The organism is Blautia liquoris (genome assembly GCF_015159595.1).
Lineage (GTDB): Bacteria > Bacillota > Clostridia > Lachnospirales > Lachnospiraceae > Novisyntrophococcus > Novisyntrophococcus liquoris.
In genome coordinates, this window is record NZ_CP063304.1 from 2914918 (window position 1) to 2936888 (window position 21971).

A 21971-nucleotide genomic window follows, 5' to 3' on the forward strand; every position below is an offset into this window, starting at 1 on the left:
AGGTCTCACACTTCACAAAAATATATTTCAGATATCTAAAAGATAATAAAAACAACAAATACATTGAGTATTTTTTTTCGGATTATACAATTGAATGCTGGTATAATTTCCTTCTTTTCTCAAAATTAACGCCACATTAGAAGGGACTAAATTGCTATAATCAGAAGAATGGCTGGTCATCGCAAAAGCAGGAAATATATTGTCCCTGTACGATAACTTGCGGGAATCATTTATATATCCAATTGTTTGAGCTCCGTTATCAAATTTAGATCCGTCTAGGCTCACTTCAATCATACCAAAGCATAATGGCCCAAAGCTGTAACACTCATAATTCTGATCAGTGACATATGCTGAGTCAAAAGATAGATACAATCCTTCTAATTCGAGTGTCCCGCTTCCAGAATCAGGTATCATATCCTTTAATTTTTTGGCAACTGTGGCATCCAATGCCTTCCCCGGTGTAGTAACATCCATAGTAGTCGCAAGATCATTTAAGGCAAAAGGCTTGATGCCATTTTTTATATTGCTAAATTCTGAATCTCTATTTTTTTCTGCATTAACTCGATTTGTCTCTGCTTCATTCCTTGCACTTTCATTAGACGCCCTTTTATCTTCTGCAGAAATTCGATACGTTTCTCTGGAATCTCTATTTTTTTCTGCATTAACTCGATTTGTCTCTGCTTCATTCCTTGCACTTTCGGCTTTTCCATAATTGTCAATTCTTTTGGTGCCAGCTTCCACTTCAGAATTGATTTTTTTGGATAAGTTAACTTGAGCATCCCTTACCTCTTCACCGTATATAGCATTTTTCCAAGCATCTAACTCTTTACTTATATCAGCCATGTTTTCAACCTTTCTTATTATAATTACTGTTGCGCAGATTCCTCTGAATCCTTTTCGCTTTGTTCCATGTCCTGGATAATCTCATATGCGTCTGATACATTGTTTGAAAATTCAGAAGCTTTCATTTCTTTAATTTGATTTTGAATATTTAACAAAGCCACATCCAAAAGAGATGGTGGGAGCCCATATCTTTTTCCAATATCTGTTATTGCTTTTCCAATTTCATTTGATGCGATTGAAATAATAACCGCAAGTGGTAATGTATGCTTAGATTTCTCCATTTTTTATCATCCTCCCAAATTTCTCAAAGGTTACCGTATGGGTTTCTCCTATCTCGATGTCATCTGTTAGCCTGCCTTTCTCAGGACTGGCTACCAAAAGATCTATTCCCGTCGAGCACTCGTAAATGGAGTAACCCTTTTCAATATACTCATCTATCTGCGAATTGTCGGACAAGAAAACTCCCTCCTTAAATTTTCCTTTAATTGCCTTGATCGCCTTATATTCTTTCATATAAAACATACCTCCTAAGACATTATCATAATACCATTTTTGAATCTCATTGTCTTTTTTTCATATGTTACTTTCTCGTCTTGTATATCTATACTCGAAATATACTCTATCGTTTTATCAGCTGCAGTGGCATATCCAACCTGTGGATTATTTGTGCCTATGGCAAAATGATCCGCAAGTATTAAAATCTTATTACCGTTTATGGAAAGACCATCGTTCGGATACGAACCATCAATACTTCCATATTCTAAGTCTTGGTATCCTGCCGTAAGCCTTCCTTCGCCATCTAAATATACCCACCTTGAATTTTTATCTCCTGACAACACCTTTCCGCTAACTTCTGCATTGCGGCAAGAAAGTTTTCCATCTTCGGTCATAGCAGAATATACTGATCCCCAAGATATTTTATCTGCTTTCATTCGTATACTATCCGCTTTTTGCTCTATAAGAGATTCAACATCCCCTTTGGTTACTTTAGATGTGATTGCTTCCGCTGTCTGAATTATAGAGGAACTCAGCGTTGACTCCGCCCCTTTAGCTCGAACTATCTCAGATGTGATTGCTTCCGCTGTCTGAGTTATCTTTGATGAAAGATTGCCCTCTGATTTGCTCGCCCGAGTTACCTCTGCCGCGATTGAATCTGACACGAGAGAAATCTGTGCTTCATTATGTTCGATCATTTCACGCACATCTCTCATGCAACGAACATTAGTAATATAGCAGATTCCAACATTGCCGCCGCTTACTCCAATATGTATTGCTTTTTTTTCTGCAGTAATCTTAACATCAGTCTTTAACGTATAAAGGGTATCTGGTTTATATCCAGACAATGGATCTGTTATCCACCAGTCCGAAAAGCCATAACTGATTTGATTAGGTCTATAATTCACTCTTCCATTGCTATCAGATGGATAAGCTATTGTAAGTTCAATATGATAATTTCCTGCCGGAAGTGAACCTAAATCCTGCTCCAAGTACATAGTCCCTGAATTACTGAATGTTAATTTCAAACAATTCAATTTCAAAAACTCTTCTTTCGTTAGAGTTGCTTCGCCTGTTATTTTAAAAGAACTAAGTGAAATTGTCTCCTGTTCTCCATCCTTTACATATTCGATACGACTTAGCTTATTTTTTGTACTGAACACATTCATATCAATGCGATTTTCAACATTTTTAATCGAATTCTCCAGTGTTTCGGCAACGTACTGGTCTCCATTCCCTATTTTTGTTTCTACTTCTGTCCGATAACCAATATCAATGCTTTCAGCCAGAATACTTTCGGCCATAATCATTTTACCGTTGATCTCGCCATCCATCGTGATCGCTACCCCATCTGCCGGACCATCATAACCGTAACTATAATGTGCCAGGCCGCCAAGTCCCCACCTCCATAGTTGTGTGGCATCTTCAACGCCTTCCGTGTCTGAAATAATAAACTCATTCGGGGTGTGTATCGCATGCCCTCTGGTCGTATAATCGTTAATTAAGTCTGTAGCATCTCGCATAGCTGCTTCGATAATTTCTCGCTTTGTTGGCAGCATGTTGATGGTATCTAGCATATTTGCTGTAGCCTGATTATTTGAAGACGTATAGGAGGTATTATTGGTCTCACTTCCCAATGTAAATGTATTGTCAGCGAACTTAGTCAGGTTGATTTTAAGCTTACTGACAGGCATCCACTGATCCATACCGTTCGGTTTTGAGATGCATCGAACCTGACTGCCTATATGCAGCCGATTAATTTCTTCATCTTTTAACCCTAAGTCAATTGCTTTCAGCTCCAGGATCATTTTTTCATATTGCGTGGATTTCAGATATTCCTCGCCTTTCTTTTTTAAATTAGAAGGAACCGTGACATCATCCCAGATAACTGTCTTGTAGATCTTACCATATTCTGTAACAGCATTGTCATCTGTCACATAATCAACGCCCCCATTAACACTTGTAATCGTAACTCTCTGCTCCTGTAGTGTTGGATCCTGTTCTTCCTCATCCAGACGCGCACCCAGGGGAATAATGCAAGTGGCAAGGTTTGTGGCATCCATGTTTTTTGAATAATCCAGCAGATTCTTTCCAAATTCTATCGCCTGATCGCTCTTCTCGTAGAAATCAGTATCCGATAAGTAGTCCAGAAAGCGTATACCATTGACCCACCGGACACCCAGGTGACCACCCAAACGATCAGTCAGTTTGTCCTTGATACAAAAACGTGTATCATTGTAATTGGAGTACCGATAAAGGGAATCATTTGAATCCACAACTGAAACCCTTCCCAGTTGAAATTGTTTCCGCTCCTCCACCTGCATATTATGGTTATCCAGTAAATCCTGTAAATATCCTTTTACGGAAATATTATGATATACCTTTGGTCTCTGTACACTATCGCAGAGATAAGCCAGCTGGCCTTCCACAAATACTTCTTTCGTACCATCAAAGGATTCGTTGTCGTACAAAACTCTGCCCCGAAATTCCTCTTTTTCATTATTTAAGAATATAATTTCGGTTGTAAGCTTTTTAACAAGGTCATAATATGGATGATTTGGAAATACTTTAAATTCTGCCTGTCCGTTGATATTGTCCCCTATTTCAAAGTATGGATCGCCTACAATCAAGTCTCTTGACCGTGGATTGTGAAGGGGATACTGCTCCCCATCCACAGTTGCAACAATGGTATACATCTACAGCATCCCGCCTCTCTGTGTAATGAGGACACTTCCAGACCCTTGAAATTGCAATTCATTGATTCCTTCTACAATATCAAACTGCGTCATCATATTTATTCCTTTAACTAAATCATAAGTTATCTCTTTATACTTCAATTTCATAGCTGATGTAGCTTGTATTCTTAGCGGTTCATTGTATGGCCATCCCTTTATGCTTACTATTGTCCATTCAGGGGCATTTTTTATATCTATCCAGATCGACTTTCGTATAAATCCATCAACGAATGAAAAAGGATCCCATAACCACTCGTCCCCATCTGTATAATTTACAATCTTGTATGGGTAGCAACTACAGGTAATAGATATTTCAGCAGCTATTTCATTCGTTTTAGCCGTATCAATCGAACAACGCCCTTCATAAGAGTAACTAGGGTCTATATCGAGCTCAATTTTCTTTTTCCTCCCGTGAATGGCTTCACCTATCTTGCTAATCAATCTTGGCCAGTTTTTGTAGCTACAATTCCTAGCATCAAATACAAACTCCAACGTTCGCATTCCATACACTATATTTGTATTCTGTACCTCAGTAAGGTCGAGTAGGCCGTTCATCCCCGGAACGTCTACATAGGAATCCTTTACATCTGGAAATCCAATCTTCATGCTTTTAATTTTTAGACCCCAATCCTTATAGGAGTGAACTCCATCAAAACTTACTCCCGTTATATTTTCCATAATCAGCCGCCTCTCTTTTTGTGTGTATTAATTCTTCCCATGTTCTGATCAACAAACGGGGTTGTTGAATCCCCGAGTTCTTTTCCATCAAGATCAACGTGTGTATGGATATCTCCTTCGAAGACTGCTGTAATCGGCTTGTCATCAAACGATTGAGCTCTTTCTTTTGCTACTTTGTAAGTCTGTGTGGTAGTCTTATCGAAAGAAATCTTTCCTGTCTCCAAATCGACTGTTTTCTGCATTCTCTTAGCAAGTAGAGCCATTTCATCTTCGGTCTCATCGATTAGCTTCGGCATCGCCTTTTCGACACCTTCACCAACACCCGGCGGGATCCATTCACCGACTTCATCTGCAAACACCCGAGATGGCGAGTGTATACCGAGAGTATCTTTCACACCATCTACGATTCCACCAAAGAAATCGCTGACGCTATCTCTAAACCATCTACCAGCACTCTTGATACCGTTCCAAACACCTTCTACAATGTCAGATCCAATATCCCACATCTTTCCTGGTAAACTTTTAACGGCATCTATGACAGCAGTTACCATGTCGTGAGCTGCTTCTTTTGCTTTTGATACTAAATTTCTCCCCCACTGTACAACTTTATCAATGGTATTTGTAAGCCATGTCCATATCTTACCGGGAAGTTCCTTGAAAAAGTTAATAATAGAATTAATAACATCTTTTGCAATCTTTTTCGCAGAGTTGACCATATTGGAACCCCAGGTCTTGAATTTATCCCAAGTGTTCTGAACCCAGGTCCAGACCTTTCCAGGCAATTCTTTAAAAAAGTTGACAATGCTATCAATACAATTTTTGGCGGTTTCACCAGCTTTGGTGACCATTTTTCCGCCCCACTCAACAAACTTATTAAATGTATTGACCAGCCAATCCCAAATCTTCCCAGGAAGTTCCTTGAAAAATTCTACAATTGCCTGTATAATCTTCGGCACTTCCGTTGCAACCCATTTAATGGCATCTGCACCCCACTTGATGAGCGTGCCGATAACTACTCCAAGTTCATACCCAATCTTATAAGGTAACTCCTTAAAGAAATTGACAATCCCGTCTACAATACTCAACGCAGCCTGTCCAGCCGCATCAAGCATATTTGTGCCCCACTCAACAAATTTCTCTGCCAAGGAACTGATTGCTTCTATAATCCTACCTGGAAGTGCTGCGAACCAGTCTAAGATTCCTGTAACAAACTCTCCCAGTTTTTCCGGAAGGGATGTGAACCAGTCTCCAATTGAGGAAACAAGGTTCTGGAAGAACGGAATCACTGTATCATTCCACCATCCCGGAAGCGTTTCTGTAAAGAATTCTTTGACTGCATCCCAGTTACATATAATCGCAATAATACCGGCTATGGCTGCCGCAATTGCAATGGTCAGTGGACCGCCTAAAGTAGATACCACAGCACCTATCCCAGAAGACACTGTACTGCCTAAAGACGAAATACCACTCAGTGCTCCGCCGCTCAGCTTGCTGAATGCGCCACCGATACCGGAGACCGCCTTCCCTATCTTTGGGAACTCCAATGTAAGGACTTCTGATAACGATCCGGCTCCACCTTTAAGCAGCTGAAAGCCTTCTACTGCTTTCGGAATCCCTTTCGCAAATGTAGAGACCGGACCGCTCAGATTGCCGAATGCTCCAAAAAGATTGCTTACTCCACCAATAACATCATTTGCAATTTTTAGTCCTGCAATGGCCGTTACAATAGTTCCAACAGCTTTTCCAATGGATTCTAACGTTGATGGATCCTGCTTGCCGAGGACATCAAAGATCTTTTTAATAAGATCAACGACACCCTGAACTGCAGGTCCTGCGGTATCCTTAAATCCCTGGAAAAATCCATCTATGAAACTACCAGCTTGCGGAAATTCCTGCTTGATTCCGTCGATAAAGCCATCAACAATATCTATACCAGCTTGAATCATTAAGGGAATATTCTCGATTAGCGAATCTACGATCTGTGCAATCATAGACGCGGCATTCTCACCGATCTCTGGAGCATTGGCGGCAATTCCCTCTAATAGCTTACGAAACAATATAATGCCGGTATTCCAAAGACTTCCTGACACTCGTATCATGCCGTCTACAAGAGATGTAACAAGTGTTGCTCCGGAATCAGCAAATTGATCGGACTGTTCATTGATACTCTCTAAGAAGCCGACTACTAAGCCAGTACCGGTTTCTATCATCTGCGGTGCCGCATTCATAGCCATCTGTGACAGTTGCGCCAGGGAATCTCCAAACTGATCTACCAGTCCATCAAAACCATTTGTCTCAAAGGCATTTAATAGCTCATCAGCCATCTCTCCAATAGCTTTTGTTGTTTCAGTAAGTGGAGTCTTCAGCTTATCATATACTGCAATGCCTAGGGATTCTAAAGATCCGCCAAGCTGTTCAATCTGGGATTTCAGGTTATTCTGCATTGTTGCAGCCATCTCAGCTGCTGCACCATCGCAATCTTCAAAACTTGCTGTAAGTTCCGAAATGCCCTCGGGACCTTTGTCTATGAGAGCAAGCATACCGGACAATGACTCCTGTCCAAATAAAGTAACCAGTGCCTGCTGTTTCTGCTCATCAGTCAGGCCCGACATCTTATCCTGAAGCATGGCTACCATTTCAGAAAGAGACTTCATTTTTCCATTTGAGTCATAAAAAGAAAGTCCCAAATCTTCCATGACTTCTTTCATACTCTTTGTTGGCTTCGCGAGACGAGATAACGCACCACGAAGTGTTGTACCTGCCTGAGATCCCTTGATTCCGGCATCAGCCATGATTCCGATAGCTGCGGTACACTCCTCAAAACTTAGCCCCATGGCATGTGCCACAGGAGCAACATATTTCATTGCCTCCCCAGTGTCTCCTACAGCTGCATTTGTATCTGCCGCATTTTTAGCTAAGACATCGGCAACATGTCCAGCATCAGATGCGGCAAGTCCGAATCCTCGAAGGGTGGAAGCCGCAATATCGGAAGAACTTGCCAGATCCTCACCAGAAGATGCGGCTAGATCTAGCATACCGGGCATAGCTTCCATGATCTCATTTGTATTGAACCCAGCACTTGCAAGATTCTCCATCCCTTGTGCTGCCTCTTTTGCGGAGAATGCTGTGTCTGCACCTAATTTCACAGCTTGTGCTTTTAATTTCTCGAAATCCTCTCCGGTTGCCCCAGATATTGCCTGCACACGAGACATCTGTTCTTCAAAGTCAGATCCTACCTTAATAGCCGCAACCCCGAGGCCAGCAACGGCTGCCGCACCGCCGCCAATTACGGCCGCTGTTGCTTTCATGGCACTACTTGCGATACCATTTATCTTTTTTAGTCCGGATTGAAAACCAGAACTATCAATACTTGTGTCAAATTTCAGTGTGCCATCATATCCCAATCGTTTCACCTCATTTCTGGGGCAAACAATGGATTATCGGCTCATAATGGCACTACTTAATCTGTTGTCCGTCTTTTATTGTTACTTCAATTATATTTTTACAGTGCCTTCCCTTACATGGCACCTTTAATTTTCTGCACTCGGTCTCTTCTGTATAAAAAATCGGCATACGATAACCGCATACCGGACACTGAACCTGTACAGATTTCTTTTTTTCAGTTTTCATATTCATTCCTCAATGTAAAACATCTGACAAGTCACCACCATTCATTAGAGCATTTACTAACTCATCCGACTCCCGCTGCTCTTGATCTGAAACAGGCAGGGCATGGATTTTCTTCATCTTTGTGTAGAATTGCCTCTGCTCTTTCGACATTTTTCCTGTCACCTTAATACTGCGATATCCCATGATCTTCACAAACTCACAATCTTCTTTCAGCGATTTAAAAAGTGCATGAAATTTCCACCAGTGAAGATGCTGCACATCTTGGAGATCAATTCCATATTGCTCCATAAATGCAGCGTAGATATACTCATCATCATAATCAAAGGAATAGATCTGCTGTACAGCACTAGTATCATTGTCTTCGTCTGATGCTCCCTCTCTATCTTCCTTGCTGTCTTCGCTCATATTAATCGTGTTCTCAGTATTTTTTTTTGATAGATCCTTTCCACACCGATAAAACCACAAAATCTTATCTATGGCTTGCATTGGATCTTTTGGGATTCTCGAATAGTACAACTGTAGAGCATTGATAATTTTTTCAGTATCTGATAGCTCATCGTCCCGCATCATCATCTCAAAAAGGACCGAAACACGGAAATCCGTGCGTATGGGATACTCTATTCCATCAACATCCACTGTCTTTGGCAGTGCATCTACTAAAAGATTCATTTATGATAAGCAGAAACATTCCCATGACTCTTCTGGTGTTTCTGCTGATAACGCTTCTGATCCCGATTCGCTGCCCTCTGAGGAGAATATTTGTTGGTAATATTTTTGATTTCATTTCTAATATCCGTTGACATCTGAGATGCCTGTCCGAATGCTTCCATCCGAATCTTTAAGTTGTTCTTTGAAGGAAATATTCTTTCAGAAGTGCCTTCCCCAAACAGCTCATTAAAAAAATTATCTACATGCCGACATTGAATGCGCATTTGCTCTGAACTTGACAATCCTTCATATTGCGTGGGCTCTGCTATCTTATCTGATATCTCTTTATTGGAATCCTCATACTTTTCCATATTGTCAGCATCCATAAGCTCCAACTCAAGTGTGATGCCATTGACTGTAATTTTACTCATATTTCACTATCCTCCTGTTCAATATCATCTTCATCCAATTCAGTGTCTTTCATGGTCTCTGATCCCATTCCCCGGCCAGCAATTGACTGTTGCGCCGGGGGTGTTATTCCCCCGACGTTTCAGCAGTAAATTCTTTTGCAGTTGTATCAAATGTTCCTAGTACAGGATCTCCAACCGCATTCAGGTTTCCAGATATAACCATCTTGTTCTCGCCCTCGAAAGTAGAGACTTCCACCGAAACATTAAACTTTCTGGCCGCAAATTTATTGCCGGATGTGCCGTCTTTGTTCCAAAGTTCCACACGGACATACTCAAATTCTGCATCGCTGCCTACCAGATGATTCCTACCCACCTTATAAATCGCATCAATTGCCTTTTCATCCTGAATCTGCTCTGCTTCAAACGGAAAAGTTGTTTCATAACTGATAACGCTGGAAGAGGAGCTAACCTCATTGACATATTTTACTGATTCTGACTGTGCTCCAGGCTCTTCATCTAGCGTTGTAAACCCTGCGCCCATGAGAACAAAGTCTGCAGTATCCTCCGTACCAACATTTAAGTAATCTGCGTATTGATGTCTTCTAATGACATTCTTTTTTTGCATATATCTATACCTCCTTATAATAAGTTAGTCTTAATTGTATCGTATAACGTGCATTTCTTGCCGATCCATCAAACAGATAACCGGGTGATAATACTTCAATATCCTCCGGATAACATTTGTCCGGCATATCCGGATAGATCTGTTTCCTATTGTTCGATCGGATCCAGTCAGCAAACGTTTCATAGAATGCACTATTCTGTATATTCTGGAGCCGATCCATCCCATAGAACTCCCGGCTTCCAAAAGAAAAGAGATACTGCATCTCAGCATCTCCATTCACATATTGCTTAATGACCGGATCGAAGATACTTGTCTCAATCAAGTATTCAATTGCCTGATCCCCGATAGCATCCACTCGCAGAACACCATCTTTCAATAGAGGGCATGTCATAATATAGTCTGTAATGCCTTGTATAACAGAATCAGTCACATGATCATCCTCCCATCTTCTTTGCCCCATTCAGGATATCTTTCTTCTCAGCAATTTTCATACGCTCAAACCATTTTGCACCTCTGTTAGCATCGTAGGATCTTGATTCAGACGTTTCATAATACTGCCTTCTGGCATAAGGAACAATGTATTCCACCTCACCACTTCCAACTGTTGTGCCGAGAACTCCTGATTTCTCCAAAGTTCCGGTCTGAAATGGAACCCTGGGGCTACATCTACGGAGGACCTCATTGTCGATAAATTTCTGTTGTCTCGAGAACTTCTGATTACGATCAGATCCAAAAGAAGGATCCCATGCAAGAGATGCCTTCCCGTTTTTATTCACGGAAATAGATCCTTTGGGAGTCTTTATTGGTTTAAAAGCCATCACATACCTCCTATTCTCCAGTGTTTAATGGCAGCACTTCCACGGCTTGTGTTGTCGGCATATTCCTTAACTGTAATATATCCTCCAGGATAGGCCCTTAGTTGTTCCATGTTTTGTATTCGCTCTTCTGGATGCCCGCGAATGATATAACAACCCTTTTGCAGTGTCCAATGTTTTCTTACCTCATCATCTGTAAGCGCTTTAAACTCCTCTTCTGGAACATAGCTTTTTCCTTCTTCTATATCTGCGCTGATAGGAATACGAATCTTAAATGTAAGTTTTTCTTTCCTCTGTCCTCCGTCTCCATTCGTCCCATATGCAGCATAAAGGGAAACACCATTTATGTTTGTCTGTGTGAACGCTTCCAGCCGATCAGCATCAACTCTTACATTAAAGATTGTTATATCCGCATTTACAATCACAGTTTTTCACCCCTAAATATAAAAGTCCAGTTCGTGACAAATACTTTCGAATCGTTCCATAAACCTTCCCCCCAAGTGTTCCCATTGATGAATTTCCATTTTCAGAAGCGTAAGTGACGCTGTAACCGTCTGAATTCTCAGCCTGCACGTCCTTGCCTCCATGAGACTCACGGTTCTTCGCATCCTGATAAATCAGTTCAGAAACCTCACACAGACAAAGCTTTACAAGGTCCTCCTGATTGGCATCTTGTATCTCCTGATGCACCAATTGTGATAAGTAAATGTTTGCTTTCATAACGGGTTGAATTAGAGCTTTCTGATCTGGAATGATCCCTCCAAAATACCTGTCTTTGTAAAAAGTATAATCAATGTCAATCATTTACTCACCACCCGTCTTTTACCTTTAGATGTGGAAGCCACTTTAATTGTAACCCCCTTACCCGACATAGATTCTTTACCGGAGTCGGGCGGGGGAATTATTCCCCCGACGCTGTTTTCAGGATGGAAAAGGGACATCTTTTCGCCATATCTGACTGTACAGAATTAATTGGATTCGGAATCTCCCAACCGAGACGCATAACCGCACGCAGAGCAACCATGTCCTGTTGCATAAGGTTATAAGCAATGCTTCCGTCAGTATTTTGCACAATGCCCTCTGTAAACAACGTAAATGTAATATCCTGTCGGAACGCATACACAAGTTGGCTGAAGTCACCGGAGATCATCAATGCCTGTGTCTTGTCGAACGCTCCGTTGTTTGGGAACGTCATGGAAGAGCCATCCAGGCTGTACGATGTACCACCCTGCAGATCAGACTTGAAAATCGGCTGTCCTGTGGTATCTTTTAATCCTCTTAATTTCGAACGCATAGTGATATCTGCCATGTGCCCAGTTACGAAGAATCCGGACTCCTCAACTTTGGCAATTACGCCATCCTCGCCCATGATGCTGTCGTAGAGATCATCTCCCAGAGTCACTACACTGCCTGCCGTTGTTGCAGTAGGAACGACAGCAGCTCTCCAGGAATCCGGTTTGTTTACGCCAAAGAGTACAGCGCCGTCGATAACCTTTCCGAATGCTTCAACGATCCTCGGTCTTACCTCTCCCCAGATATCATAATCGGAATCATCCAGTACTGCTTCTGGAATAGGAACGATAACAGCGATTTCCTCAGCTGTGATCATTTTCTTGTCCCATGCCATTTTCGTAGTTTTCTTCTGTCCACTATCTCCATTTACGAAGTAAGCAAGTGGCAGCATGTCCAGTACGGGCATTCTATAAGTCTTACTGGACATATTCGCCAGTTTACGTCCCTGAGAGAGTACTGCAGACTGTGTTACCACGCCCTGGATAATCTCTCTCGCTCTTTCCTCAGGAATGAGAGCATCAGCTCCTGTTCTGTCAATAATGTTTGTATCGTCCTCAAACATCTCTAAGTTCATTCTTTTTCTATTTCTATTCATTATTTACCTACTTTCCTGCAGCTTTACGAATGGCCGCATTAATTGAATCATTGGCGTTTTCAGCTCCTTCGGCTCCGCCCGACTGGGTTCCGGTGCTCACTCTATAAGTACCCTGCCCCGTAAACTTCGGGTTTTCCTTAAGAAACTGTTCTGCCGCTTTAGTAAAATCTGTTTTGTCATTTACCAGCTTCGAGACTTTGAACATGATATAGTCCATATCATCAGCCTTTACGCCCTTGCCGGATAAGATTTTTTCGTTCTTCATCTGTACAAGTTCTTTCCGCGCATCGTCACGCTCCTGCTCGATTGCAGAGACATTTGGCTGACTGGCGGCTTTCTTGTCCTTGTAATCTTTCAGTGCTTTACTGACTTCATCCTCCGACATACCCTGCTGCTGAAAGTAAGATTTAAGAGCTGATTTTTCCGCTCTGTCCGCTCTTGCATTCGCAATCTCTTCCGCCTGCTCAAAACTGTAAGCGCCATTTCCTCCGGCATTTCCTTGGCCGCCGTTGCCATTCCCGGTATTTGAGCCCTGTCCTGCAGAGCCAGCTCCTGCGCCGTCCTCAAAGAGCTGTAAGTTCATTCTTTTTCGCATTTCTTACCTCCATAATGAGTGTTTTCCGGTGCTTTTAATGCCTTCACGTTTTGGGCAAAATAAAAGAGATGCAGCGCACCTCTTAAATCTCATAAATAATTTTCACATTATTCGAATTGTCATACTGGATATCCTCAAGCGCTGCTTTCATTGCCTTGAACAGGCTGCTGTTCATTGTGACTTCATCTATATCCCACATTCGCAGGTGTCCATCACCACAGTACACGCTCCCCAGCCGGTTATCTTCTAAGTAGTTTGCAGCCATTTGGCTGATTGCTGATATCCCGTGGCACACAATGGGGTTTCCAGCGTGTCCACTTATGCTGATTTCGTTTTTCTTATACACAATCGTTGTCATACTACCTCCAAAAGAGCATAAAAATACCACTCATCCCGAAGAACGAATGGTATCAATAATAATTATGCCATTTACAGTTTTTACAGATTTCCCTCCAATCTTTCTTTTGCTTAAATTTCAAAGGCATCCCCTTTTCTGATAGCATCTCATCTACTATATCCCGGTTCTCAATGCAATCAATATCTTCTATCTCCTCATCTACCAAGGGGCATAAGATTAAGTGATCATTCACTATTTAACACCTCCATCACTCGTTTCACTACTTTTGTAAATTCATCTGGCTTATAAGCTGTTCGTATTTGAAGATTATTTTTGTTTACGTATGCAACACCTTCTGTACTGTAATACCTTTCAAATCTACCCTTCCATACAGTTTCTGAAAACCTTGCATTTTGAATAAACGATTTTGCCTCTTCAAATGTTACTTTATGACCTCTCTCACCGTTAATGTGCGCATCGTCAAAAGTAAGTGATTTCATATCAATCTTTGCAGGTGTGGTATTTATTTTTCCTTTCAGCCCTGCCTCTTTCAGCTTTTCCTTTAGTATAACATTTTGTCGTTCTTTTACAATGGTTTTTTGATATGTACTTTTCCCTGGAGCAACCCTTCCGAGCCCATCCATATATACCCGCTCCATTTGTTCTGGGATCTTCATCTTTTTGGAAAAACCTTGGTATTGTTTCAGCGTATGAAGATATCTGGTCTTCGCAGAATTTATAGCCTCTTGCTCTGCACCACCAGCCTGTAATTGCTTCACCTTTGCTCTTTGCGCACGCATCTGTGTTTCCATCTGGCGCTGTGCTTGTGCTGCCTGATATGCGTTGTACTCCTTGCCCTTGTAGGTATGCGTCTGGGCTTCCTTCTCTTCCAACTCTCGTAGTTCTCCGGCCGTGTAATTCGGAACTGAGACTCCTTCAATGAAAGCATAATAGCTATGTCTGCAATTGGCACCGCATAACCCTCCGACATCACCGAGGCCGCACACTAATTCAAGTTCGTTTCGATTATATATTTTTCCGCCCCACCAGTGCGTAGGTCTATGCCCCGCGTGCCATGTAACCTCGTATTTATCTGTTCCTAAGTCTTTCGCCACCTGCTCATTGATCTGTGCCGACAACTGGGATACTCCTGTCATTACCGCCCTGCGTGCCGCTACAGGTACCCTGTTATTCCATCCGCTGGCATAATTGACAGAACGGATACCGGAATCAGCCATCTCCTTTACTACACGTCTCAGAACTGTATTGTAATCAAAAGCACCGGTTACAATATCCATGCATGCCCTGTCTAAATATCGTTGATAGTACTCTGATAGTGGAGTAAAAGCTTTCTTTCCACCACCTATACTAACGGACATTCCCATAGACCGAGTGATGTTTGCTATATCTCCCTTCGTCTGCCTGATGATCGCCTGTCCCCACTGCTGTATTAAATCATTGTCTGCGAGAGGAATAAACTGCCGGTTGATCTGCTCATAGGCATCCCGATATCTCACATATTCCCAGTTTGCCACCTTATCATATAGCTCCCATATCTCCGGATCACTGGCATCCAGCAGTCGTTTTATCTCTTGCTCGATAAACTCTGTACTGTTCCCTAAGATCTCAAGCTTATGGATCTGATAATCCGCCGAACTTGTAATCTCTCCAGTCTTTCTGATCCGGCGAACCACATCGCTGAATATTCGATCCTGTAAATCATAAAACAGCTTTTCAATCTGTATGGGAAGGTGCCCCTTTTGTTCAGGTGTCATGTCTTATCATTCCTCCTGCGGGTCCGGATCTGGAGTATCATCAATAACATGTTTTGCAGCCTCTTGTTCGGTTTCCCCGTACCATTTAGCCCTGTACTCTGCCAGTGTCATTGCCCCCATACTCACATCCTGCCGATCACTCTGTCGCTCTGCTACCTTATCCTCAATGATAGAATCATCGAAATCAACTACAACCGCTGTGTCCGGATTGACGGGCTGCTTAAGGACCTGTCCCAGCCTTGCAATAATACGAATCAACTCATCAATTACGGATTCCAATATCAGCTCATGCTTGTTGACACTTCGGTACATGTCGCTGTTTTCAGATATCACCTGCGTAGCCGTCTGTACAGAGCCATTGTCAAACTTATATCGATTCTGTCCAAAACCGCACTTCATAGACAGCATGTTCAGATTGTCGTTTATGGCTTTCTCATGCTCCTCTGCTCGGATTGTCATGTTTATTTCTTCCAGTGGCTTACCACCGTCTTTCAATGCACCATCGGGTAATTGGTAGAATACTACATCGTCCGGGTCAAACACGGGATTACCATTTAAGTCCTCACCAAGCATTTCAGGTGCGGCAAAGATACGTTTCTTCCCCAGCACAAATTCATTGATGTATGAATCGTACACGGTGTCAAGCCCCTGCAGAACATCCAGGCTGTTCGCAAACACAGCAACACCCATAGGGCTACTGCTGTCATAGTTGTTGGCAATGTTTAAGCGATCAATTACGAATTGCCGTTCATTAGACCCTGTGAAGATCTTATCTACCATAGATTCAAATCCCTTCAGATTCTTCCATTCTTCTCGTGGAATCTCTTTTCCGCTTCCTGCGGAGCATTCTACAACATGATTCTCAATCACATATTGACTGGATTCTTGTTTATGTATCTGCACATGGACATATTTCCTGCTTCCAATAACTTTAGGGAATACAAAAGCACATTCGGAAATATATCCATTATTCCAAGACAGAGGAAAAATGTTCTCCGCAGATACATAATTAATTTTCACATTGCCCTCGCCTATCATGTTCCCGTTTTCGTCAACTTCAATATTGTCCAGGTATGGTACGTAGGCAACAGTTCCGGTATAAGCCTTACGTTCCTGATATACGCTTCCCATCACACTGAAATTATTATCGTCCAACACCTTCATGACAAATTCGCTTGTATTTTTATCCTGTATGGTAATCTGCACACGTTCGTTTAAGAGCAGATCTGCAATATCCTCTGAAAGTTTCTTAGCCATCCCCATGCTTAGCCTGCGGCAGTTGATTTTATTTTTACCGTTATACATCTTATACCGGTGGAATTTCTTCACATTCCCCTCGTACCAGCTCTGCCAGAGTTCGATGAGGGTGTAAAAGCCGGAACTGACTGTATCTTGTCCAGCTTTATTAAGATATTTGATTATGTTCATTTATTCCTCTCTTTCTCCTGCCGGCAGAAAATATTTAATCTTATCCCAAAGACCCATAATCAGGTACCTCAAGGCATCAACACAGTGATCGTCTATCTTCATCGGCTTTTCTTTTCCCGATTGAATAGATTTAGGATCGTACTCATACGTCCCCATTTCTCTGATAAGATTCTGCTGATCGTCAGAAACAGTCAGCACATTGTATGTCAGACACTTCTGTACCCTCTGTATACCTGTTTCTACCGTGTTCTCGGCATCTCTGACGGCTATGCCATAATCTGTGCACTGCATTGCTAAACGCTTGATTTCCTCGGCCAAGCCCTTCGCAGATGGATCGATGTACACATAAAAAATACTGCACGAATACTTTTCATGCAGCGTATCTGTAAGTTGTATCAGTTCCTTTGCGTAATCGGATGGACTCTTCTGTTTTCCGGTATCTCGTCCGGAGTGGTAAAACTCATCTAGTCCTTCGAATCGTTTCTTGTTTATGTTAAGACCTGCAGCCTGGTACGTGGTAGCGTTCTGCTGGCCGTAATCTACGCCAATGCCAATAAGTTTATACCGTTCTGCCTCAGGCTCCCTGATGTGGGACTCGTTAAACATGTAATAGATTAAATCATCCACACCGATGCACTCGCCCAGCCATACCCAGCGGTATAGTTTAAAGTCAGTCTCTTTCAGGCGGTCAGCAGACTCCAGGAGTTTCTTGCCCAGCCAGCTTATAGGAACGTCCCTGTAGTCTACATGCTTGTGTATTACATCTTCCCGCAATTCCATTTTCTGGCACCAGATATTAATGGCAGCGTTTGGATTCTTTGGGGGGTTATAAAGGTAAACCATCCGGAAGCCTTCATCATTTCCTCTCACAAAAGTTGCCTCGATATTGGTCAGCTCTTCTTCCCCCTCACCGACATCAAAGAACTCTGTAAGTTCATCCAAAATAACCAGACGTATCGGTTTATCCTCATCAATGATACCCTTTGTATCGTCAATCGAATCGGATCCGGCGAAATAGATTACATTGCCTGTCGCTTTGTGCCTGATCTCCATCGGTGTAATACCGATTTCAAAGTCGCTCTTATCCATCCCCAACCTCGTAATCGCCCGGATCATCTCTTTATAGACCGTCTTACGTATCTTGTTATGGCGCTTGCGCAAAACAACCACGGCCGCAGGCTCTTCGTTTACAATTGTGCTGATTCCCAAAACACCAGAGAAACTTGACTTCGTGCCGGCACGACCAGAAGTAATGATCTGATGCTCGTGCTCTGTATCATCCAGGATATCCCAGAACTCCGGAATAATCACATCATGCGGATCATTCATACCATATTCAAGTTCTTGCTGTTTTTCCGGCTCTTGCGATGCTTCCTGACTTTCCTGCTCTACCTTGTCCCTTTGTGCTTTCAGGAGATTTATCTTAGCGATCTGTTCTTTTAGATCCTGGTCAGTTCTATCGTTCTGCCCGGCGTACTTCGCAATGGCTTCATAGGCTTTTACATTGCCCGAAAGTGCCTCTTTTATCATGGCCCCGTTAACAGCTGATTCAAGTGTACTGTCAAGCCCCAGGGCCTCCAGAATCGGTGTCCATTCAGGGCTATCTATTTCGGCGGTAAGCAGCAGGTTTAATGTCTTACGAAAGTTTGCTTTTCGACGTCTTACCTCTCCTGATTTTTTCCCACCTTTTGATGTCATTCTGCGAAGTTCTTCCGGACTTCTTTCGGAGTTTGGTATTAAGTTTTCACGTCCATTGCTCATCACCTCACCTTCCTATCTGGGTCGTTTTATATACGTAAAAAGAGGTGCCGAAGCACCTCTACATATAATATCCAAACTCTTTTTTAAATCTCTCCATATCTAAGTATGGAATTTCACCTTTCCCCACTTGATAAGAATTTGTAATGACAAAACTGTCACGCATTCTTACAACCATATTTTCAACTTCTTCATCGCTAAATCTATTAATGTGTAAAGGAATTTCTTTATTATCCCTCACATATACTGCTATTTTATATTCAAGATTTTCTCTATATCCATCTGGTCTTTCAAAACTTGTTTCAATTATCATTTTGATTTCTCCCTAAACTTCGTTTTTCAATAAACAAACTTTATTCAGACATAATAAACAGGTCCATCAGTCTCACATTTAAAAACCTCATTTTTACATTCAGGGCACCTATTATATATAGATCCTGCATTGTTATTTCGCTCAACCATTCTTACTTTTATTCTTCTAACATCATAACAAGTAGAACAGAAAGGTCCTTCACCATCAAAATAATAACAATTGTCCCTAAATTCTTTTACTTTGACATTATCAATAACCTCATGAAGCTTTTTATTCTCATCTTGTAGTTTTTGATTTTCAACTACAAGATTTTTCATTTCGGTTTCTAAATTCCAAAGATCATTTGCTAATTCTCCTTTTCCAGAATCTTTTAGAAATTTTGTTGTATCTTTTATAACTTTTCCAACAGCTCTTATTGCTTTAGCAGCCATTTATTTCCTCCTACATTTTTCTTTGATTATATCCCAATTTTTTACAATTTGCAAATATAAAAAGCACCCGGCAGCGCGTAATGTCTGCCAGATGCCAAAAAATGGGGAGGTACCTCCGCATAAGCGGAGAGTCGGAACAACAGGAATCGAACCTGTAACCACGGGCGCTACCCGTTACACCTGCCATTGGTGTTATATTCCGATAAGTGACGGCAACACGTCTCGGGGGTGTTTATTCTTAACCGCCACTGTCAGAGTTCTTACTTGGCCCCATCAACTCTAACTAAGGAGCAGACAACTGCCAGGATCTGACACCTGGCAATCGTGATCAAACATTTAGGAGAATTTCACAAGAACTATTTCCACTGTTCTCACTTTACACTATATCATAGTCCTATATGTCTTTATATGTCTACTTTTCGTCAAGTGGAAAGTTTCGCAGTGATCTTCCATGCATTCTGAGCACATAACCATATTCATAATGCATCCGTACTGAGATCTCTGCAAAGTTCATCCCTTGAATATATCTCAGCCATAGAAGAGTCTTTTGATTTTCGCAATGCATAGAGTTGATTCTTTCATTGATTTCATGCCTCAGCTCTGTCTTGTCCTCCAGCTTACATTTTAAATCAAGCATGAGAGAATCAAGCCGTGCTGCATATGCTGATAGGTCTGTCTGGTTATGACTGTGCGGCATATCGTCCAGGATGACTGACGGACACATTTTATCTAATCGCAGTTGTTCTATCTCATCTTTAATTCTCTGCTCTTCTCTAACCGCTTCCTGATAAGATTTCAAATACTCTTTTTTCCTGTCATTTTCCTTTCTTACTGCTTCCATAGTCGCCTCCTGATGTCCCTGACAATATTCCGAGTAACTCCCCGTATGTAAAGCTTTCATACCCACCTCTCTTGCAATCTCGAAAGAAAACATAACTAGGATAAAATGTCAGCGGCTGCATAGGTCTTTTACTATCGTCATTTGTGTCCGCACATCCAGATCGGATCATATAAGTCTTCCCTGTATTCAATCGTTTAGTAACCCATGCCTTCGCATCTTCTCTTGTAATCCCTGTCAACTCTTCACTCGTCATCTGCTCATCCCCCTTATATGTTATATGTTGCACGCCACATAGGCACCCATGCAATTACTTCATCTCTTGGTTCTGACAGGATCTCCACGCCGTTCCATGTACAACTTACAACTTCATACTCGCAATCCCCATCCCTGTAGGTCCATTCTCCATCTAAGAAGACTGCCTCGCAGATTTCTACATACTCCTCATGGTATCCCTTTTGGTCATCGGGTAAAAGCGAATCAAAATCCGATACCCACGCATGGTGCCTGATCTTTGCAAGTACTCTTTCTCCAGTGTTCGGGATCCGCTCGTCTGTTGATATCCATTTCATTGCTCTTCCTCCTCTGGTCTATATGGATCTGGTAGTTGCATCCACGCTACAACCCCACTCATGCTTCCGGACCCATGCCAACACCCGGCACTATAATAAGCGCGATTAACAGATTTGAGCCCCTTTTTCGTCTTGCAAGACACAAGCATTATCTTGTCCTCAGGTGGAAGCATCTCCGACACTGGAGTCCACCTATGCTTCCGTTTCTCCGCCTGTAATTTCACTGTTGCCTGCACCGCCTGGCTCCCGTCCCATTCATTTAACCGTTCTACCTCTTCCGGGCTAAGATCCGTATCCTCATAATCCTTTAGCTTGCACAACGCACCATATATCCTCTGTCTTGTGTGCTCGGATAGTGCTTCCCCCACATGCAGATCTTTCCACTGCAAGCCCTTTAATCTCCAGTTGCCCTGATCATCACATTCTATCAATCGTCCCATTTACGCCACCTCCCTGTTATTCTTCCATATCTCCATTTTCAGATTTGTATCAGGGGCCCATGTTCCCAGGTACTCAATAGCTTCATCAAACTGAGTTGTAGGAGTATCTTTATACGACGCGATCTCAAAGTAATCCTTGTAATCCCTCCAGATCGTACGGAATACCCTGTCTCTGAGCTTTCTGTTCTTATATGCTGCGGAACGTTTGCCTCCCATTGCCTCAATGCCTACACAGTGATGTTTGTCGTTGATAGCCTTCTGTTGACCATAATCAATGGTCATTGTATTTTCCAGGTGATCAATCCGCCGCTCATGTGTCTCCATGTGGCCCATAACCAGCTGAATCTTCTTGTCATGGGCAAATATAGCCTGAAGCTCCGGAGATAGCTGTGAGAGGTCAAATCCGTGCGATATTGTATCCTCCATCTCATGGAAACGATCGATGTACTTAGCCGTGAACTCTGTACCTTTGATTCCGGTCAATTTATGTGCTATAAATTCACAACCTTTCTTCGTGATCCTGTAGCACGGACGCTCTTCACCTTTTCCATCTGTATACGACGAAGCAGCGAAGAAATCAACGAATCCAATATTGGACTGGTTAAATTGATCAGTGTAATTCCTTATATCCCGCATCAGTTTGCTATGTTCTTTTCCTACCATTTCAGCCACTTCTCGGCTGTCAATATATTTGCTCTCTAATCTCTTAACCATAAT

At 42.2% G+C, this 21971-nt stretch carries 28 protein-coding genes and 1 tRNA gene; all 29 read right to left on the reverse strand.

The annotated features are described in order from the left end of the window. Window positions 1–27: 27 nt before the first annotated feature. Window positions 28–843 (reverse strand): hypothetical protein, encoded by an 816-nt coding sequence (locus INP51_RS13055; protein ID WP_193735265.1) that lies wholly within the window; start codon window positions 841–843, stop codon window positions 28–30. Between the two features lie 23 nt (window positions 844–866). Next, a complete protein-coding gene (locus INP51_RS13060) occupies window positions 867–1124 on the reverse strand; it encodes a hypothetical protein (protein ID WP_193735266.1) in 258 nt (85 codons plus the stop codon). After that, entirely contained in the window at window positions 1111–1356 is a 246-nt protein-coding gene (locus tag INP51_RS13065) for a hypothetical protein (protein WP_193735267.1), read from the reverse strand. The genes INP51_RS13060 and INP51_RS13065 overlap by 14 nt, the downstream gene beginning before the upstream one ends. A 14-nt stretch (window positions 1357–1370) precedes the next feature. After that, window positions 1371–4034, reverse strand: a complete 2664-nt coding sequence (locus INP51_RS13070) for a phage tail spike protein (protein WP_193735268.1) — start codon at window positions 4032–4034, stop codon at window positions 1371–1373. Next, window positions 4035–4751 carry a hypothetical protein gene (locus tag INP51_RS13075; RefSeq protein WP_193735269.1) on the reverse strand — a complete coding sequence of 239 codons (717 nt, stop codon included), beginning with the start codon at window positions 4749–4751 and terminating at the stop codon, window positions 4035–4037. Between the two features lie 2 nt (window positions 4752–4753). Beyond that, window positions 4754–8155 carry a phage tail tape measure protein gene (locus INP51_RS13080; RefSeq protein WP_230406807.1) on the reverse strand — a complete coding sequence of 1134 codons (3402 nt, stop codon included), beginning with the start codon at window positions 8153–8155 and terminating at the stop codon, window positions 4754–4756. A 52-nt stretch (window positions 8156–8207) separates the two neighbouring features. Beyond that, the gene (locus INP51_RS13085) at window positions 8208–8381 is read right to left on the reverse strand and encodes a hypothetical protein (protein WP_193735270.1); all 174 of its coding nucleotides are present in this window, start codon (window positions 8379–8381) and stop codon (window positions 8208–8210) included. Window positions 8382–8390: 9 nt separating this feature from the next. Continuing rightward, window positions 8391–9050 (reverse strand): bacteriophage Gp15 family protein, encoded by a 660-nt coding sequence (locus INP51_RS13090; RefSeq protein WP_193735271.1) that lies wholly within the window; start codon window positions 9048–9050, stop codon window positions 8391–8393. Continuing rightward, complete coding sequence (locus tag INP51_RS13095) at window positions 9047–9460, reverse strand: DUF6673 family protein (protein WP_193735272.1); 414 nt, start codon at window positions 9458–9460, stop codon at window positions 9047–9049. Before INP51_RS13095 ends, INP51_RS13090 begins: the two co-directional genes overlap by 4 nt. A 103-nt stretch (window positions 9461–9563) precedes the next feature. Further along, window positions 9564–10064, reverse strand: a complete 501-nt coding sequence (locus tag INP51_RS13100; protein ID WP_193735273.1) for a hypothetical protein — start codon at window positions 10062–10064, stop codon at window positions 9564–9566. Window positions 10065–10068: 4 nt separating this feature from the next. After that, entirely contained in the window at window positions 10069–10494 is a 426-nt protein-coding gene (locus INP51_RS13105) for a hypothetical protein (protein WP_193735274.1), read from the reverse strand. A 4-nt stretch (window positions 10495–10498) separates the two neighbouring features. Beyond that, window positions 10499–10882 (reverse strand): minor capsid protein, encoded by a 384-nt coding sequence (locus INP51_RS13110; protein WP_193735275.1) that lies wholly within the window; start codon window positions 10880–10882, stop codon window positions 10499–10501. Further along, complete coding sequence (locus tag INP51_RS13115; protein ID WP_193735276.1) at window positions 10882–11304, reverse strand: hypothetical protein; 423 nt, start codon at window positions 11302–11304, stop codon at window positions 10882–10884. Before INP51_RS13115 ends, INP51_RS13110 begins: the two co-directional genes overlap by 1 nt. Continuing rightward, complete coding sequence (locus INP51_RS13120; RefSeq protein ID WP_193735277.1) at window positions 11273–11683, reverse strand: head-tail connector protein; 411 nt, start codon at window positions 11681–11683, stop codon at window positions 11273–11275. The genes INP51_RS13115 and INP51_RS13120 overlap by 32 nt, the downstream gene beginning before the upstream one ends. Before the next feature lie 97 nt (window positions 11684–11780). Continuing rightward, window positions 11781–12767 (reverse strand): phage major capsid protein, encoded by a 987-nt coding sequence (locus tag INP51_RS13125; RefSeq protein WP_193735278.1) that lies wholly within the window; start codon window positions 12765–12767, stop codon window positions 11781–11783. A gap of 7 nt (window positions 12768–12774) precedes the next feature. Then, window positions 12775–13362 (reverse strand): hypothetical protein, encoded by a 588-nt coding sequence (locus tag INP51_RS13130; RefSeq protein ID WP_193735279.1) that lies wholly within the window; start codon window positions 13360–13362, stop codon window positions 12775–12777. Between the two features lie 82 nt (window positions 13363–13444). Beyond that, window positions 13445–13720, reverse strand: a complete 276-nt coding sequence (locus INP51_RS13135; protein ID WP_193735280.1) for a ribosomal-processing cysteine protease Prp — start codon at window positions 13718–13720, stop codon at window positions 13445–13447. A 52-nt stretch (window positions 13721–13772) separates the two neighbouring features. Continuing rightward, complete coding sequence (locus tag INP51_RS13140; protein WP_193735281.1) at window positions 13773–13952, reverse strand: hypothetical protein; 180 nt, start codon at window positions 13950–13952, stop codon at window positions 13773–13775. Next, a complete protein-coding gene (locus INP51_RS13145) occupies window positions 13945–15474 on the reverse strand; it encodes a phage minor capsid protein (protein ID WP_193735282.1) in 1530 nt (509 codons plus the stop codon). The genes INP51_RS13140 and INP51_RS13145 overlap by 8 nt, the downstream gene beginning before the upstream one ends. Before the next feature lie 6 nt (window positions 15475–15480). Beyond that, window positions 15481–16902: a phage portal protein gene (locus INP51_RS13150; RefSeq protein WP_193735283.1), complete on the reverse strand. Its 1422-nt coding sequence runs from the start codon at window positions 16900–16902 to the stop codon at window positions 15481–15483. Further along, window positions 16903–18663, reverse strand: coding sequence for a PBSX family phage terminase large subunit (locus INP51_RS13155; RefSeq protein ID WP_230406808.1), 1761 nt, complete (start codon window positions 18661–18663; stop codon window positions 16903–16905). A gap of 58 nt (window positions 18664–18721) precedes the next feature. Then, window positions 18722–18973, reverse strand: a complete 252-nt coding sequence (locus INP51_RS13160) for a hypothetical protein (protein ID WP_193735284.1) — start codon at window positions 18971–18973, stop codon at window positions 18722–18724. Between the two features lie 44 nt (window positions 18974–19017). Further along, entirely contained in the window at window positions 19018–19404 is a 387-nt protein-coding gene (locus INP51_RS13165; RefSeq protein WP_193735285.1) for a hypothetical protein, read from the reverse strand. Between the two features lie 131 nt (window positions 19405–19535). Next, window positions 19536–19606: transfer RNA gene (locus INP51_RS13170), tRNA-Ala, on the reverse strand. 210 nt (window positions 19607–19816) lie between these two features. Next, window positions 19817–20245 carry a hypothetical protein gene (locus tag INP51_RS13175; protein WP_193735286.1) on the reverse strand — a complete coding sequence of 143 codons (429 nt, stop codon included), beginning with the start codon at window positions 20243–20245 and terminating at the stop codon, window positions 19817–19819. Next, window positions 20220–20498: a hypothetical protein gene (locus INP51_RS13180; RefSeq protein ID WP_193735287.1), complete on the reverse strand. Its 279-nt coding sequence runs from the start codon at window positions 20496–20498 to the stop codon at window positions 20220–20222. The genes INP51_RS13175 and INP51_RS13180 overlap by 26 nt, the downstream gene beginning before the upstream one ends. A gap of 13 nt (window positions 20499–20511) precedes the next feature. After that, on the reverse strand, window positions 20512–20814 hold the full coding sequence (locus INP51_RS13185) for a hypothetical protein (protein ID WP_193735288.1): 303 nt from the start codon (window positions 20812–20814) through the stop codon (window positions 20512–20514). Continuing rightward, window positions 20811–21254 carry a hypothetical protein gene (locus tag INP51_RS13190; protein WP_193735289.1) on the reverse strand — a complete coding sequence of 148 codons (444 nt, stop codon included), beginning with the start codon at window positions 21252–21254 and terminating at the stop codon, window positions 20811–20813. The genes INP51_RS13185 and INP51_RS13190 overlap by 4 nt, the downstream gene beginning before the upstream one ends. Then, window positions 21255–21968, reverse strand: coding sequence for a Rha family transcriptional regulator (locus INP51_RS13195; protein ID WP_193735290.1), 714 nt, complete (start codon window positions 21966–21968; stop codon window positions 21255–21257). Between the last annotated feature and the right edge of the window lie 3 nt (window positions 21969–21971).

What these genes read in the sequence shown, in the direction of transcription:
- INP51_RS13055 (WP_193735265.1), bottom strand. Translation starts at nt 843, where the DNA reads ATGGCTGATATAAGTAAAGAGTTAGATGCTTGGAAAAATGCTATATAC.
- INP51_RS13060 (WP_193735266.1), bottom strand. Translation starts at nt 1,124, where the DNA reads ATGGAGAAATCTAAGCATACATTACCACTTGCGGTTATTATTTCAATC.
- INP51_RS13065 (WP_193735267.1), bottom strand. Translation starts at nt 1,356, where the DNA reads ATGAAAGAATATAAGGCGATCAAGGCAATTAAAGGAAAATTTAAGGAG.
- INP51_RS13070 (WP_193735268.1), bottom strand. Translation starts at nt 4,034, where the DNA reads ATGTATACCATTGTTGCAACTGTGGATGGGGAGCAGTATCCCCTTCAC.
- INP51_RS13075 (WP_193735269.1), bottom strand. Translation starts at nt 4,751, where the DNA reads ATGGAAAATATAACGGGAGTAAGTTTTGATGGAGTTCACTCCTATAAG.
- INP51_RS13085 (WP_193735270.1), bottom strand. Translation starts at nt 8,381, where the DNA reads ATGAAAACTGAAAAAAAGAAATCTGTACAGGTTCAGTGTCCGGTATGC.
- INP51_RS13090 (WP_193735271.1), bottom strand. Translation starts at nt 9,050, where the DNA reads ATGAATCTTTTAGTAGATGCACTGCCAAAGACAGTGGATGTTGATGGA.
- INP51_RS13095 (WP_193735272.1), bottom strand. Translation starts at nt 9,460, where the DNA reads ATGAGTAAAATTACAGTCAATGGCATCACACTTGAGTTGGAGCTTATG.
- INP51_RS13100 (WP_193735273.1), bottom strand. Translation starts at nt 10,064, where the DNA reads ATGCAAAAAAAGAATGTCATTAGAAGACATCAATACGCAGATTACTTA.
- INP51_RS13110 (WP_193735275.1), bottom strand. Translation starts at nt 10,882, where the DNA reads ATGGCTTTTAAACCAATAAAGACTCCCAAAGGATCTATTTCCGTGAAT.
- INP51_RS13120 (WP_193735277.1), bottom strand. Translation starts at nt 11,683, where the DNA reads ATGATTGACATTGATTATACTTTTTACAAAGACAGGTATTTTGGAGGG.
- INP51_RS13125 (WP_193735278.1), bottom strand. Translation starts at nt 12,767, where the DNA reads ATGAATAGAAATAGAAAAAGAATGAACTTAGAGATGTTTGAGGACGAT.
- INP51_RS13130 (WP_193735279.1), bottom strand. Translation starts at nt 13,362, where the DNA reads ATGCGAAAAAGAATGAACTTACAGCTCTTTGAGGACGGCGCAGGAGCT.
- INP51_RS13135 (WP_193735280.1), bottom strand. Translation starts at nt 13,720, where the DNA reads ATGACAACGATTGTGTATAAGAAAAACGAAATCAGCATAAGTGGACAC.
- INP51_RS13145 (WP_193735282.1), bottom strand. Translation starts at nt 15,474, where the DNA reads ATGACACCTGAACAAAAGGGGCACCTTCCCATACAGATTGAAAAGCTG.
- INP51_RS13150 (WP_193735283.1), bottom strand. Translation starts at nt 16,902, where the DNA reads ATGAACATAATCAAATATCTTAATAAAGCTGGACAAGATACAGTCAGT.
- INP51_RS13155 (WP_230406808.1), bottom strand. Translation starts at nt 18,663, where the DNA reads ATGAGCAATGGACGTGAAAACTTAATACCAAACTCCGAAAGAAGTCCG.
- INP51_RS13160 (WP_193735284.1), bottom strand. Translation starts at nt 18,973, where the DNA reads ATGATAATTGAAACAAGTTTTGAAAGACCAGATGGATATAGAGAAAAT.
- INP51_RS13165 (WP_193735285.1), bottom strand. Translation starts at nt 19,404, where the DNA reads ATGGCTGCTAAAGCAATAAGAGCTGTTGGAAAAGTTATAAAAGATACA.
- INP51_RS13175 (WP_193735286.1), bottom strand. Translation starts at nt 20,245, where the DNA reads ATGGAAGCAGTAAGAAAGGAAAATGACAGGAAAAAAGAGTATTTGAAA.
- INP51_RS13180 (WP_193735287.1), bottom strand. Translation starts at nt 20,498, where the DNA reads ATGACGAGTGAAGAGTTGACAGGGATTACAAGAGAAGATGCGAAGGCA.
- INP51_RS13185 (WP_193735288.1), bottom strand. Translation starts at nt 20,814, where the DNA reads ATGAAATGGATATCAACAGACGAGCGGATCCCGAACACTGGAGAAAGA.
- INP51_RS13190 (WP_193735289.1), bottom strand. Translation starts at nt 21,254, where the DNA reads ATGGGACGATTGATAGAATGTGATGATCAGGGCAACTGGAGATTAAAG.
- INP51_RS13195 (WP_193735290.1), bottom strand. Translation starts at nt 21,968, where the DNA reads ATGGTTAAGAGATTAGAGAGCAAATATATTGACAGCCGAGAAGTGGCT.